Origin of the sequence: Salicibibacter cibarius (assembly GCF_016495725.1) — a bacterium.
Taxonomy (GTDB): Bacteria; Bacillota; Bacilli; order Bacillales; family Marinococcaceae; genus Salicibibacter; species Salicibibacter cibarius.
On the sequence record NZ_CP054705.1, the window covers coordinates 762511 to 775548 of the forward strand.

General features: G+C 47.1%; 12 protein-coding genes. 3 read left to right on the top strand and 9 right to left on the bottom strand.

Going from position 1 to position 13038, the window contains the following annotated elements; genetic code table 11:
* Nucleotides 1–55 precede the first annotated feature (55 nt).
* The 9 genes from HUG15_RS03925 to HUG15_RS03965 form a co-directional block, all read right to left on the bottom strand.
* Nucleotides 56–1963 (bottom strand): FtsX-like permease family protein, encoded by a 1908-nt coding sequence (locus HUG15_RS03925; RefSeq protein ID WP_200127199.1) that lies wholly within the window; start codon nt 1961–1963, stop codon nt 56–58.
* Nucleotides 1938–2717: an ABC transporter ATP-binding protein gene (locus tag HUG15_RS03930; RefSeq protein WP_200127201.1), complete on the bottom strand. Its 780-nt coding sequence runs from the start codon at nt 2715–2717 to the stop codon at nt 1938–1940. Before HUG15_RS03930 ends, HUG15_RS03925 begins: the two co-directional genes overlap by 26 nt.
* Nucleotides 2718–2821: 104 nt before the next feature.
* On the bottom strand, nt 2822–3886 hold the full coding sequence (locus tag HUG15_RS03935; protein ID WP_200127203.1) for a sensor histidine kinase: 1065 nt from the start codon (nt 3884–3886) through the stop codon (nt 2822–2824).
* A 182-nt stretch (nt 3887–4068) separates the two neighbouring features.
* Nucleotides 4069–4770: a response regulator transcription factor gene (locus tag HUG15_RS03940; protein ID WP_200127204.1), complete on the bottom strand. Its 702-nt coding sequence runs from the start codon at nt 4768–4770 to the stop codon at nt 4069–4071.
* Nucleotides 4771–5267: 497 nt separating this feature from the next.
* Complete coding sequence (locus HUG15_RS03945) at nt 5268–5879, bottom strand: response regulator transcription factor (protein WP_200127206.1); 612 nt, start codon at nt 5877–5879, stop codon at nt 5268–5270.
* Nucleotides 5876–6949: a sensor histidine kinase gene (locus HUG15_RS03950; RefSeq protein WP_200127208.1), complete on the bottom strand. Its 1074-nt coding sequence runs from the start codon at nt 6947–6949 to the stop codon at nt 5876–5878. Before HUG15_RS03950 ends, HUG15_RS03945 begins: the two co-directional genes overlap by 4 nt.
* 74 nt (nt 6950–7023) lie before the next feature.
* The gene (locus HUG15_RS03955) at nt 7024–7710 is read right to left on the bottom strand and encodes an ABC transporter permease (RefSeq protein ID WP_200127210.1); all 687 of its coding nucleotides are present in this window, start codon (nt 7708–7710) and stop codon (nt 7024–7026) included.
* Nucleotides 7707–8435, bottom strand: a complete 729-nt coding sequence (locus HUG15_RS03960) for an ABC transporter permease (protein ID WP_200127212.1) — start codon at nt 8433–8435, stop codon at nt 7707–7709. The genes HUG15_RS03955 and HUG15_RS03960 overlap by 4 nt, the downstream gene beginning before the upstream one ends.
* Nucleotides 8432–9379 (bottom strand): ABC transporter ATP-binding protein, encoded by a 948-nt coding sequence (locus HUG15_RS03965; protein WP_200127214.1) that lies wholly within the window; start codon nt 9377–9379, stop codon nt 8432–8434. The genes HUG15_RS03960 and HUG15_RS03965 overlap by 4 nt, the downstream gene beginning before the upstream one ends.
* A gap of 162 nt (nt 9380–9541) precedes the next feature.
* Here HUG15_RS03965 and HUG15_RS03970 point away from each other — a divergent pair, with 162 nt between their 5' ends.
* The 3 genes from HUG15_RS03970 (at nt 9542) to HUG15_RS03980 (ending at nt 12701) form a co-directional block, all read left to right on the top strand.
* On the top strand, nt 9542–9958 hold the full coding sequence (locus HUG15_RS03970) for a MarR family winged helix-turn-helix transcriptional regulator (RefSeq protein ID WP_200127216.1): 417 nt from the start codon (nt 9542–9544) through the stop codon (nt 9956–9958).
* A gap of 34 nt (nt 9959–9992) precedes the next feature.
* Nucleotides 9993–11012 (top strand): LLM class flavin-dependent oxidoreductase, encoded by a 1020-nt coding sequence (locus HUG15_RS03975; protein ID WP_200127218.1) that lies wholly within the window; start codon nt 9993–9995, stop codon nt 11010–11012.
* A gap of 504 nt (nt 11013–11516) precedes the next feature.
* Complete coding sequence (locus tag HUG15_RS03980; protein ID WP_200123767.1) at nt 11517–12701, top strand: IS256 family transposase; 1185 nt, start codon at nt 11517–11519, stop codon at nt 12699–12701.
* Nucleotides 12702–13038: the final 337 nt, after the last annotated feature.

Here is a 13038-nt window from a genome sequence, read left to right on the forward strand (position 1 = left end):
CCTTAGTACATGAACACCTACCTTTTTCATTCGTGATGAAACGTCAAATTTCCTGCTAGCGAAAAGCCGCTTTTAAATAAAAATGACGCGTGATTAAATAATAGAGATATTGCAAAATGGCGTAGATAGAGATGACCATAATAGCGCTCCAGAATAGATTGACACCCAGGATGCTTGCGAGCATGGCATAGGCAAAACTGGCGTGCAGTGCACCGACAGCCAAAGGGACAAAGAAAAGGAATTTAATTTTATGCCCGAGAATTTTTCCTGCTTCTTTACGGGTGATGCCAATACGGTTTAACGATAGCAGCTGTTTTTTCGTATCTTCCAGTTCCGTGAACAATTTCAAATACAACATGCTTCCTTGTACAATGAAAAAGAGGACACTGACGAACAGTCCGATAAATAATGTTAAGGAAAATGCTTGTTGTAGTGCTTGAAATGGCGGGGCCATCGTTTGGAATAGGGAGGGATCCCCGACTTCTTCATCCAACGCATTTGAGACTTCTATTTCATTTTCCCAATCGACGAAGTGATAACCTAATGAGCGAATTTTTTCCTCATCGCTGTATTGAGAGGCGTAGTGGAGAAAACGCACATCATTCATGACCACTTGAATTTGTCCTTGATTGGTTGCCCCGACGATTGCATCTTCCGCTGTGCCGGCGATGTCCATGGTGGTTTGTTCCCCGTTCATATCCATGTCTAACTGTTCCATTTCTTCAAGCTCTTCCCATGGACCAAACCCGAGCATGGGGGACGTGACAAAAATTTCGTCTTCTTCCATTTCCAATGGATCCAAGCCCCGATATGTGGCAATTTCGTTGTACTCGGTTTCCGGAAAGACAGCAACAACGCCTTCTTCACCGGCAATGGAGACATCCGCGGGGAGCATTTCTATGTTGAATGTGTATTCAACATCCGTATCATATTCTGCAATAATTTCTTCCGCCCGTTCCGGCTCAAGAATGGCATTTTCAGCTGCGCTTTCTTCCGTCCAAGTGACGGAAGCCGGTGTTTGCTCCATGACCATGTCTACCATATATTCATTCGCAAGATATACCGTGCCGGCAGCGGTGAGCACGACGGCGGTGATCGTCGATGTGAGGAAAAGCATGCGCGCGTAATCTTTTAAACGAAAAAGAATATTCGTGCGCGTCACTAATTGCGGTCCTCTTAGCAATGATTTTCTTTTATATAAACGCTTGTAGGCGGCTACGGTACCTTGCGTGAATAAAAAGTAAGACCCGATCAGAACGAAGAAGAGAATCGGAAAAATTAACAAAAATGATAGTTCAATGCTCGCCGTGGCGGCGATAAAGTAACCAAAACCGAGAAATAAAAGCGCGATCACCGTTACCGTCATCGAAGAACGCGGCATTACTTTCGGCTTGCGTGCATCTTGTAAAAAATCTTGAACGGTCTGCCCACGCATTTTCCAAAAAGACAGCAGCGTTAACGCTTGAAACAGAACGATGAAACCGATCGCCGTGATAACGTAAGCCATTGGCACAAATTCGAAAGCGATGGGGGCTTCCGTGTTAAGCATCGCGCTCATGAGCATGAGAAACAATTTCGAAAACAGTGTTCCGATGCCAAGGCCAAACACAATCGCGAGTAAAGATGTAATTGTTTGCTCGAGATAAATCAGTTTTCGTAATTGCCGCTTGCTCATCCCAAACAGGGTTAATAAACCAAATTCTTGTGAGCGGGTTTGCAGGAAAGTGTTGTTCGAATACGCAATGAAAAAGACCGAGAAAATCACAATAATCACTTGTGCCGAAATCATACCGCTGCGAACGGCATCGCCACCTTGGATCTCACCGCTCATAACCTCCGGATGCAAAATGAATTGCGTATAAATGAAGAAAATACTTACCGCAAACACGCAACTGAGAAAATAAGCGGCATACTGCTGGGCATTCCCGGTTAAATTCCTACGCGCGAGGCGACGAATGTTCATGGAAGTCACCTCCGAGGACAGAGAGCGTATCAAGAATGTTTTGGTAGAATGCCTGTTGGCGATCCCCTTTGCGAATTTCCGAGAAAAAACGACCGTCTTTGATAAACACGATGCGATCGCAATAGCTCGCGACCGTCGGGTCATGGGTGACGGTAAGAATGGTTGCGCCTTGGTCGTCGTTTATCGTCGTGAGGGTATCCATCACTTGCCGGGCTGATTTGGAATCAAGGTTCCCCGTCGGCTCATCGGCAAGAATCATCGTCGGATCGTGAATAATGGCGCGGGCACAAGCGGTACGTTGTTGCTGCCCACCGGAAATTTCGGTGATGCGTTTTTCAAGGATATCCGTAATGCCCAGTTGGTCAGCAATTTCGTCCAGACGTGTGTTCATTTTCTTGTGTGAATACTTATCGAGCGCGAGTGGCAACAAGATATTCTCCCGAACGGTTAACGTATCGAGCAAATTGAAATCTTGAAAGACAAAACCGAGTTGCCGCCGTCTGAAAATCGCCAGTTGATTGTTATTTAATGTCGTGGGGTCGGTGCCGTTGATGACCATTTTTCCCGATGTTGGCGCGTCGATCGTCGCGAGCATATTGAGTAACGTCGTCTTCCCGCTTCCCGACGGTCCCATCACCCCGATGAATTCCCCTTTGTCTACTTGCAGATGAAAGTTTGTCAACGCTTTGTACGAGAGCCCTTCTTTTTTCGGATAGTACGTTTTGCCGAGGGCATCGACTTCGAGTATCGCCATGTCGATCACTCCTTTTCCTGATATCTGTCCTTATTTTAAAAAAAGAAGGCCTCCGGCTCCCATCGATTTAACTTTCAAATCACCGGCGGAATCTTACAATCTTGTCATCTGTCATGTAAGGTTCGTGAAGAAAAGCGCACGGTCATTGTCGTGCCTTCGCCGACCCGTGAATGGGCATACAGGGAGTGCCCGAGGTGGTCAGCGATCATGCGGCTTAAATACAGTCCCATTCCGGTTGATTCCGTTTTTTCCCGGCCATTATCTCCGGTGAAAAACGGGGAGAAAATGTTCGGCAAGTCATGCGCGGGAATGCCGATGCCACGGTCCTGAATCTCTACAAGGGTGGCGTCCCCCTCTTTAAAGATGGCAATGGTGACGCGATCGCCCTTTCCTTGCCGGGAATAACGAAGCGCATTCAGCAAAAGTTGGTGGAAAACGACGCGCAACCATTTTTGATCACTGTATACGAGCAGGTTTTCGTTGTCGACCAAGATTTCCGGAAAGAGGTTTCGCCGAATAAACTGACGTTTTTCTTCGTTAACGAGTTCACGCAGTAACGCGACGACATCGACTTCATCGGCAACAAAATCAACGGCGAAATGGTCGAGCCGCGCCAAATGAAGCATGAGTTCAAGGCCGTGGCGAAAACGGTCGTTTTCGTCGTTGATTTCATCGAGAAACGTTTTCGATCTCCGGTCTTCAAGCTGTTGTTTTCCCTGCTGCGTTAATAGCGAGATGACCGATACCGGTGTTTTCATGTGGTGCACCCACTGAGTGACGAAAACTTGATGTTGCTCTTGCATCGACTTGTAATGATCCAATTCTTCGCGGTAGCGCTCCTGATAGCGGCGAAGCATACCGATGAACAAGGATGCTTCGCGTGATGGTACTCTCATCGCTTCCAATTCATGGGCGGTTTCGAGTGGCAATGGGTTTCTTTTTGCCATGTCGGTTATTTTCTTCAACAACGGACGTTTTCTTGCGTAATCAATGGCCAGTCCAACGAGCAAAAAAAACAGGCTAAGGAGTCCCATATAAGCGAATGCGTTCCATGGCTGTTCCAAACCGGCGAACAGGAGAGACAGATAGGCGACGAGCGCGATTGCAACGGTGTTGACCCCGTAAAAAAGAATAAAAAGCGCACGGTCTGCTAGGTAGTGTCGAATCATCGTCCATCCCCCAGAGGTATTTGATGCATGATAAACATATCATATTGCGGTATGGAAATCATTGATAGCGAGCAGAATGCAGATGGCACCGAACGGCGAAGAGGCGACGTCGCTCGTTGAGAAGGGGTTAGCGAGGGGGGAGGGGAATCTGGCGATTTTCGTGTTTGATCTGGCATTTTCCATTATCCGTCTCCCCAATTAACATCTAATCGGTATCCTTGCCCGCGAACCGTTTGAATCGCATCGTGGATGCCTAATTCTTGGAGCCGTCTCCGCAATCGGTTCACGTTCACGGACAACGTGTTATCGTCCACGAAATCAACTTCATCCCAAAGCGCTTCGAGAAGATCATCCCGGCTGACGATACGGTCATGGGCTTCGCTTAATTTCCGAAACAAAGTGAACTCTTTTTTTGAAAGTTCGATGCGCGCGGAACTGTACGCCAATTCATTTTTTTCCGGATGAATAAATAGACCGGCCAATTCCGCTGTTTGGCTATGGGCATTGTTCAGGGCATACGCCCCGTATGCTCTGCGTAAAACGCTTTTGATTTTCGCTGTGACGAGATCGAGATGAAACGGCTTGGTAATGTAATCATCACCGCCGTTTTCAATCGCCATCACCTGATTCATGTCATCGGTTCGTGCCGATATAAAAATAACCGGTACATTGGAGATACTCCTAATTTGCCGGCACCAATAAAAGCCATCGAAGTAAGGCAGATTGATGTCGAGCAAGACAAGGTCAGGATCTATTTTTACAAATTGTGCTTTAATGGCATGTAACTGCTCCGCTGTGCTTACGGAATACCCATAGCGCTGCAAGTGATCACTGAGAATCCCGGCAATTTTATCATCGTCTTCCACGATAAGGATGGAATACATTTTTTACACCTCGATTATCGCTAACATATCTTTTTTATATAATAAGCACCGTATCACTCAGAAAGCATTCCCTAACGCGTTCCCGAGTTATGTCGCCAAACCCGATGTTGGCGACATAATGACTGCCGCGCTCCCGAGTTAGGTGGTCAAAACCCGATGTTGGTGACCTAATTGACTTTCGCAGTCTCGCGTTAGGTCGTCAAAAACCAAAAAAACCATGGAAAGATGAAAAGGACATTGAGCATATCGTGTTAGGTTGCATTTGCGGACTCATTTAGCGCTAGGCAAACATTATGAGTCCGCTAAACCAATTCTGGGGACTCATATGGGTCCCGTGTAACGTTTTGAGTCCGCAAAACCAGATCCTGAGGACTCGTATGGGTCACAAGCAGCGCTTTGAGTCCGCAAAACCCGGTTAGAGGGCTAATCAGATACTGAGTGTTGGTATTTGGTGGGAGTTTATTTTCGACTTGCTCTTCTCCTTTGCAAGGCAAGGCTTATTTCCCTCGCTTCCAATAATAAATCGCGAGCTGGGTCCGATCCCGCAATTCAAGTTTATCCAGCACGACCGAGAGGGTGTTGCGTACGGTGCCGACGCTTAAAAACAGCTGTTCAGAGATTTCTTTATTGGATAAACCCTGGGCGATGGCCGCGGCTATGTCGTTTTCACGTTCGGTGAGCTCGCTGATACTATCGTGAACTTCCGGTTCCATGATTTGTTTTAAAACATCCGCATCGAGGACGGAGCCGCCTGCCATTAAGGCGCGTATTTGTTGCGCCATGTTTTCAACCGCGGTTGATTTCAGCAAATACCCTTCCGCGCCTGCTTGAAGGGCGAGGCGGATGTTCTGTTCATCTTTAAACGTTGTCAGCATCATGATGTGAAGTTCCGGCCATTTCGCCTTCAACTGCTTTGTGCTATCAATTCCGTCCACGTTCGGCATGCGGATGTCCATAAGCACGACGTCCGGCAGTCTTGTTTCACATTGATCAATGGCTTCCTGGCCGTCTGCGGCAAGGCCGCTAACCTCAATGTCTGACTCTTTTTCAAGCAATAGTTTGAGGCTTTGGCGTACGAGCGGATCATCATCGACAATCAGGATCTTCATCGGTTTTCCTCCTCTTTTCCGAGCGGCAAAACACAGACAACGAGATGGCCGGAAGCTGCATCGACGGAAAGGCTGCCTCCGACGGCTCGGGCGCGAAGCTTCAGATTTCTAAGTCCCGTGCCTTCGTTTAAGCCGGAAGCATTCATGCCATTATCCTGGACGCTCAGGCGAATGATCGTAGCGGTGACGTCAAGCTGAATTTCAACATTTGTCGCGTCACTGTGGCGTGCCACGTTCGTCAGAGCTTCTTTCAAACAAGGCTCTAGCAAGCTCCAGTAATGCGCGGGAACTTGGCTCATATCCCCCGACTTTTGGAAGTTGGTAGCAGTATGTTGAAATTCATCAGCGATATGTTCAAGCACATCCGCGTCCATTCTCGCCACCGGGGTCATATCATGAACGGTATCGCGAAGTCTCGCTGCGCTTCTTGCGATCCTAAGCTTGATTTCTTGAATCATATTCTCGGCGTCTTTTCCTTCAAGGTGTTCAAACGTATCCATCGCCAGGCTTGCTCCGGTCAGATCATGGCCAACATGATCATGGAGATCACGGGCAATACGGTTTCGTTCCGATAGTTCGGCAAGCTGTGCGGTCTGACGATTGGCTTTGAGCAGTTCATTTTTCATATTTTCCAATTCATGGCGGCTATGCCGCTCAAGGTCAGCCTCCGAAATGTACAAATCGCGCTGTTTTTTCCATTGACGGACGAGCACGCCTACAAACCCCGCTTGAAAAAGAAACCAAAAAAGGAGAACGGAGTACATCTCCCCGATCGGAATCAAGATGACAATCGGTAGGATGTATGCATAGTTTCCCCTTGTAATACTTTCAAATAACGGAAGTGCGAAACCAAAGACACTGGCGCTCCAGACGGGGATAAACAGCGCGCATATAACGATGTCAATAAGGACTGTCCAGGCGGGCAGGTGAAAACGCCACCGTAGGCAAACGAGGATGGCGAGTGAGACGATGAGTAAAAAGCTGATAATGCTTTCGGATTGTATGGTCCATAAACTGAGAAGAAAAAGGATATTCATGAAACGCCATATGGTTACGAAGCTTTCCCTCATCTCTCGTTCCCTCCTGCTGTTTCTTTTTACTATAAACCGACAAAGCCTCCGGCTCAAGTGCCGGAGGAAATGGTTTAGTCGATTCTTCTGATACTGCCGATGATGAGGAACAGCAATGTATAGAGCAATAAAACACCATTGATGAGCAAGAAATCTGCTATATCCTCTCCCATTACAATCCAATCCAGGCCTTCGGCAAGCCAATAAGTTGGAAAAATGACGGCGATCTGTTCGAGGATATCCGGCAGCATTTCGATGGGCATCATGATGCCTCCGAGCATTGCCATGATAATGATGACGCACATGAATACGAGAAAGGATGTCTCTTTGTTGCGATACAGTGAGTTCCAGGCAAGGCTGATAGCGATGGCTGTGAAACTGAATACGATAAATAACATCAGAAGCAGCCAAGATTCATATAGTTCATGTCCGTAAATGACGCCCCCTGCGATCATGAACATACATTGGGCGGTGAGGATCACAGCAAAGGCTAGAAGATTTTGCCATAGATATTGAAAGTGGGTGACCGGTGCTGCTGCCAAACGTTTCACAACACCTTTTTGGCGGTCTTCGACCAAAATTCCGGTGAGTCTAATGCCGACAAAAAGAATCAAGACACCGAAATAATGATAGCCGTATGGCAACAATGGCCAATCGTCCGGTTCAGGCAGGAAAATGGCTGCCACGGGAAACATCGTGAGAAAGATGAGATTCGTTTTGTCTTTAAAAATACGTTTAAGGGCAAATGTAAAAATTGTCATGGCATCCGTCTCCGTCCAATGAGTAGCATGGTGATAAAAGTAATAACGATCAACCCGCCGAGAAGTCCCGCGTTCATCCAAGCGTCTCCGAGATTTGTATTTCTGTAGGCATCAATCGCGTCATAAGACAGTGTTATCGGGTTGAGATAATCATTCACCCAGTTAATCACAGCGTGATCAGGCATTGGGAAAATTAAACCGGCGAGTAAAATGGCGCCAATCCCGTAAACTTCACTCAGTCGTTCCGCAATATTAAATTTTTTCACGGAAAAAGTGAATATCAGGCAGACAATGCTTGACAGTGTCGCCATGAGGGCGATGATAAAAATTGACCAAGCGATATTTCCCCAATCGACGTCCCACAGGAGCGCCGTGTAACTAGCCAAAATGGCACCTAAAATAATCGAATACAGGGTGCCGACAAGCATGATGGTGAAACCGTAAACGCTCGTATTTAGCGGCAGCAATTGAATACGGTAGCGGCGTTTGGTGAAGAAGTCATCGTTAATGTAATTCATAACGACCGAGCCGCCAAACAATTGAAATGCGAGAACCATCATCACATTGATTTCATCTCTAAGCATCGTTCCGGCTTCTTCGACATCCCCCAGTATGATGGAGAAGATCGTGACAAGCACGAGCGGCACGCCAAACAGGATAAGCAATACAATCCAAGCGCGCATGAGCCGCAGGGCGGTAAAGCGCATTGTGTAAAGTTCTTTCATTCCTCCCCCTCCCCGTCACGAAGTTGTTTTCCAGTGAGGGTGAGGAAGACATCTTCCAGATTCGGTTTTTCTGCTTGAATACCGACGACTCCGCTCGTTTCTTTGATGAGCGAAAGCAAACGGTCGAGATTTCCCGAGCCGACGGTAGATATGATTTGCACGGTGCTGCCGTCAACGTGAACATTTTTCACACCTTCCAAACCTTTGAGACGCTCTACCGGAACATCACCGGGTGCACTCACGTCAATGTTTACTTTTTCTTCATGTTGGATATTCGCGATCAGTTCGTTTACCGTGCCTTCCGTGATGATTTGGCCTTGATCGACGATGACGACCCGGGAAGCAATTGTTTGCACTTCTTCCATATAATGTGTCGTATAAAGAATCGTCGTGCCCTGCTCCCGTAGCTTTTTGACAGTTTCCATAATATGGTTTCTCGATTGCGGATCGATGCCAACGGTCGGCTCATCCATGATGAGTAGCTTCGGGTGATGCGTGAGTGCACAAGCAATGTTAAGTCGCCGTTTCATTCCTCCGGAGAATGTTGCCGGCGTTTTACCGGACTTTGAAGATAAACCGACAAATGCCAACGCTTCTTCGACTCTCTTTTTCCGCTCTTCCCCTTTGAGACCGTAGACCCCCGCGAAGAATTCCAGGTTTTCTTTAGCCGTTAAATCTTCAAATACCGTCAACTCTTGCGTCACTAAGCCCAGTTTTTGCTTGTTTTCATGACTGAACACGTTATCTGTTCGGCCGAATAACTGGATGTTGCCTTTATCGAACGGAATCATGCCCAGAAGCGTGTGAATCAGCGTCGTTTTCCCGGCGCCGTTTGGTCCGAGCAAGCCGACAATCTCCCCTTCTTGGATGGAGAGGTCAACGTAATCTAACGCAAGTTCATTGCCGTATCGTTTTACAATTCCTTGCATTGCTGCAATCGTCATAGGTCAGAACCTCTTTTCGTTAAGTGATTACTTGTAGTATGACGTGACACGAAATTCTTTTGTAGTGACATTTGTCATTGGCTTGATGTTATGGTTCATTGACTGGAAAATGATTGTAGTATAAAATTAGCATACTAATTAATTGAAAAGGTAAGTGATGGGATGATTGATGGTGATATTCGCGATCTCTTAAGCAAGATTTGTGGACAAACACGCAGAAATTACTCGGCATCTTTGCGTGAGCACGGTATTCATGTTGGCCAGGATCAAGCGTTGTGCCAGCTTTGGATGGAAGACGGAATTACCCAGTTGGAATTGAGTGAACGCCTGGGCTGTGAACCCCCGACGGTCACAAATATGATTAAAAAGCTTGAGCAATATGAGCTCGTTTATCGCAAAAGGGGCGAAGATGATCGGAGAACAAGCAGAGTTTATTTGAGTGAAAAAGGGAAAGCGATGCAACAGCCGGTCGAGCAAATATGGCGTGAACAACAGGCAAAACTTCTTGACGGGATCTCCCCGGAAGAGCGTATGCTTATGCGTAGGTTAATGAAACAAATGCTCGAAAATATTACGTGATTTTATTAGTATGCTAAGGAAAGGTGTGCTTTAAATGGACAATCATAAGTTAAAATTATCGATTCTGGATTTGGCAACGATATACAATCATGAGTCTGCATCCGAGACGTTACATAACTCTGTGAAGCTCGCCCAGCACGCCGATCGTCTGGGTTACACACGTTATTGGTTCGCGGAACATCATAATGCGGAATTTCAAATGAGCACTTCTCCGGATGTGCTCGGTGCCCATGTGGCAGCCGTCACAGAGAACATTCGCATCGGTTCCGGTGGCATTATGCTGCCGAATCATAGTCCGCTAAAAGTGGCAGAGAATTTCTCACTACTGGAAGCGCTTAACCCGAAGCGCATAGATTTAGGCATCGGGCGCGCGCCGGGAACGGATGGATTGACGGCCTTGGCGCTTCGCCGTTCGCGTGAGTCGGTCACCGGTTATGATTTTCCGGAGCAACTTGATGAACTGCTTTCTTATTTTAGCGGCAATTTTTCACCTGAACACCCTTTTAAAAACATACGTGCTTCTGCCGAGCAGTTGATTCCGGATATTTATATGCTAGGATCCAGTGACGGAGGCATGCGTTTTGCTTCGGAAAATGGGCTCGGGTTCGTATTTGCCGCCCACATTGCACCCCACTTGGCGATGCAAATGTTGAAGGCTTATCGGGACAATTTTAAACCGTCGTATTTTTTACAAAAGCCCAAGAGTGCGCTTGCCATTATCGTCATTGCAGCCGAAACCGATGAAGAAGCAGCGTATCTTGCCGCTCCGGCAGAATTGCAGTGGGTGAGATGGGGTACCGGACAATTTACGCTTGCGCCCCCAACCCTTGAAGAAGCAGATAATTACGTATATACGCCTCAGGAAGAACAAGTCCGCCAGGAAAACCGCGGTCGCTTCGTTATCGGCAGCGTAGAGAACGTCGAAAAGAAATTGAGGGCACTCGCAGAACAGGCGAAAGTGGATGAAATCATGATCCTGAACATGTTAACGGAAGAAAAGACAAGGCATCGGTCCTTTGAATTATTGGCAGATGCGTTTGAATTAAAAACATAACGACGATCGATGGCGTTTAAATTGGGAGGGGACCCTTTTTCTTTTTACGCAATTATATGGACTATACCGATCTGAGGACTGATCGGGGAGAGAAATTGCGATTTGAGTCCACAGTTGCCTGATCTGAGGACTGATCGGGGAAAAAAATAGCGATTTGAGTCCACAGTTGTCTGATCTGAGGACTGATCGGGGAAAAAATTGCGATTTGAGTCCACAGTTGCCCGATCTGAGGACTGACCGGGGCTAAAAATTGCAGATTGAGTCCTCAGTTACCCGCTCTGAGGACTGATCGGGGTCAAAAATTGCAGATTGAGTCCACAGTTGCCTGATCTGAGGACTGATCGGGGTGAAAAATTGCGATTTGAGTCCACAGTTGCCCGATCTGAGGACTGACCGGGGAAAAAAATAGGTATAGTCCATATAATTGTGTAAAAAGAAAAAGGGTCAAGTCGACTCCCGTGTTACAATGTTTTCAGCGAAAAAAACAAACAGGAGGAATCGACAATGACCCAGTTCCATCTTACCCTAAACGCGGATCAATTAAAAGAAGAGCTCATGAATTCAGACATGAGTGCCGTCGCGAAATCCTCGATGGTCCTCGTCCTGAATCAAATCATGGAGCAGGAGCGCGATGATTACTTACAAGCAGCAGCCTATGAACGCAATGGCGCGCGTGTGGACTATCGAAACGGCTATTACGAACGTGATTACACGATGTCTTTTGGGAAAGTCACACTGACCGTTCCACGCACGCGCAACGGCGAATTCTCTCCCTCTGTGTTTGAGAAATATGCACGTTCCGAACAAGCCTTTCTCTTAGCGATGTTGGAGATGGTCGTTAACGGCGTATCCACGCGGAAAGTCACGAAGGCTGTGGAAGAGCTTTGCGGCGAGCGTGTGTCCAAATCTTTCGTGTCCTCGCTCACCGAAAAATTAGACCCGGTCGTCAACGAATGGGCCCAGCGCCCTTTGAACGTGAATGCCTACAGGTATGTCTACGCCGATGCCATGTATATTAAAGTCCGTGAGGATCAAAAGGTCGTCTCCAAAGCCGTTTATATCGCGCTCGGGGTCAATGACCAAAACAAACGGGAAATCATTGGTCTTCAAGTGAATCATGCCGAATCCAAAGAGGGATGGTTTCAATTCTTTCAATCGCTTCAAGCCAGGGGTCTGGCATCGCCACAATTGGTGATTTCCGATGCGCACGAAGGCCTGAAACAGGCCATTCAACAAGCGTTTGTTGGAACCTCGTGGCAACGGTGCACGGTTCATTTTAAGCGAAACTTGTTTGAACACATCCCCAAAAAAGGTTCAGAAGGCTTTCGTTCGCTCGTTAAGGAGCTCTTAAACGGGAGTTCTCCTGCAAGAGCCCGCCAGTTACGCACCGAGATCTTTGATCAATACGAGGGCGTCAAAGGTTATGAAAAAGCGTTAGAGAAACTCGATGAAGGATTTGAAGATGCGATTCAATTTATGAATGAACCCATCGCTTATCATGACCAATTGCGCACGACAAACAATCTCGAAGGGATAAATTCCGAGGTTCGCCGCCGCGAGCAAGTCATTCGGATTTTTCCAAATACCCAATCCGCCTTTCGATTAATTGGAGCGTTGCTCAAGGAACATGAAGAAAGCCTTGATCGTGGTAACCGAACGTTTTTAAAAGGAAAACCAACCGATTTGTAAGCAAATGAAAAGGCAAGAAAGCAAGGGTGATTCAGCAAAATTTTCCTTCTAGGGCGCCCGCGGGCGCCCTAGAAGGAAACACCCCAAGTTCAAAACCTATCTCCCACTCGCTGATTCATTGTGATACTTTTACACATAATTAAGGACTTGACTAAAAAATAGCGATTTGAGTCCACAGTTGCCTGATCCGAGGACTGATCGGGGCCAAAAATTGCAGATTGAGTCCTCAGTTGTCTGATCTGAGGACTGATCGGGGCTAAACACTGCATTACGAGTCCTCAGTTACCGTGGTTGATCATCGCTTGGCTGGATTTTTGTGTAGGAAAGCTTTTTTTAA

What these genes read in the sequence shown, in the direction of transcription:
- HUG15_RS03925 (WP_200127199.1), bottom strand. Translation starts at nt 1,963, where the DNA reads ATGAACATTCGTCGCCTCGCGCGTAGGAATTTAACCGGGAATGCCCAG.
- HUG15_RS03930 (WP_200127201.1), bottom strand. Translation starts at nt 2,717, where the DNA reads ATGGCGATACTCGAAGTCGATGCCCTCGGCAAAACGTACTATCCGAAA.
- HUG15_RS03935 (WP_200127203.1), bottom strand. Translation starts at nt 3,886, where the DNA reads ATGATTCGACACTACCTAGCAGACCGTGCGCTTTTTATTCTTTTTTAC.
- HUG15_RS03940 (WP_200127204.1), bottom strand. Translation starts at nt 4,770, where the DNA reads ATGTATTCCATCCTTATCGTGGAAGACGATGATAAAATTGCCGGGATT.
- HUG15_RS03945 (WP_200127206.1), bottom strand. Translation starts at nt 5,879, where the DNA reads ATGAAGATCCTGATTGTCGATGATGATCCGCTCGTACGCCAAAGCCTC.
- HUG15_RS03950 (WP_200127208.1), bottom strand. Translation starts at nt 6,949, where the DNA reads ATGAGGGAAAGCTTCGTAACCATATGGCGTTTCATGAATATCCTTTTT.
- HUG15_RS03955 (WP_200127210.1), bottom strand. Translation starts at nt 7,710, where the DNA reads ATGACAATTTTTACATTTGCCCTTAAACGTATTTTTAAAGACAAAACG.
- HUG15_RS03960 (WP_200127212.1), bottom strand. Translation starts at nt 8,435, where the DNA reads ATGAAAGAACTTTACACAATGCGCTTTACCGCCCTGCGGCTCATGCGC.
- HUG15_RS03965 (WP_200127214.1), bottom strand. Translation starts at nt 9,379, where the DNA reads ATGACGATTGCAGCAATGCAAGGAATTGTAAAACGATACGGCAATGAA.
- HUG15_RS03970 (WP_200127216.1), top strand. Translation starts at nt 9,542, where the DNA reads ATGATTGATGGTGATATTCGCGATCTCTTAAGCAAGATTTGTGGACAA.
- HUG15_RS03975 (WP_200127218.1), top strand. Translation starts at nt 9,993, where the DNA reads ATGGACAATCATAAGTTAAAATTATCGATTCTGGATTTGGCAACGATA.
- HUG15_RS03980 (WP_200123767.1), top strand. Translation starts at nt 11,517, where the DNA reads ATGACCCAGTTCCATCTTACCCTAAACGCGGATCAATTAAAAGAAGAG.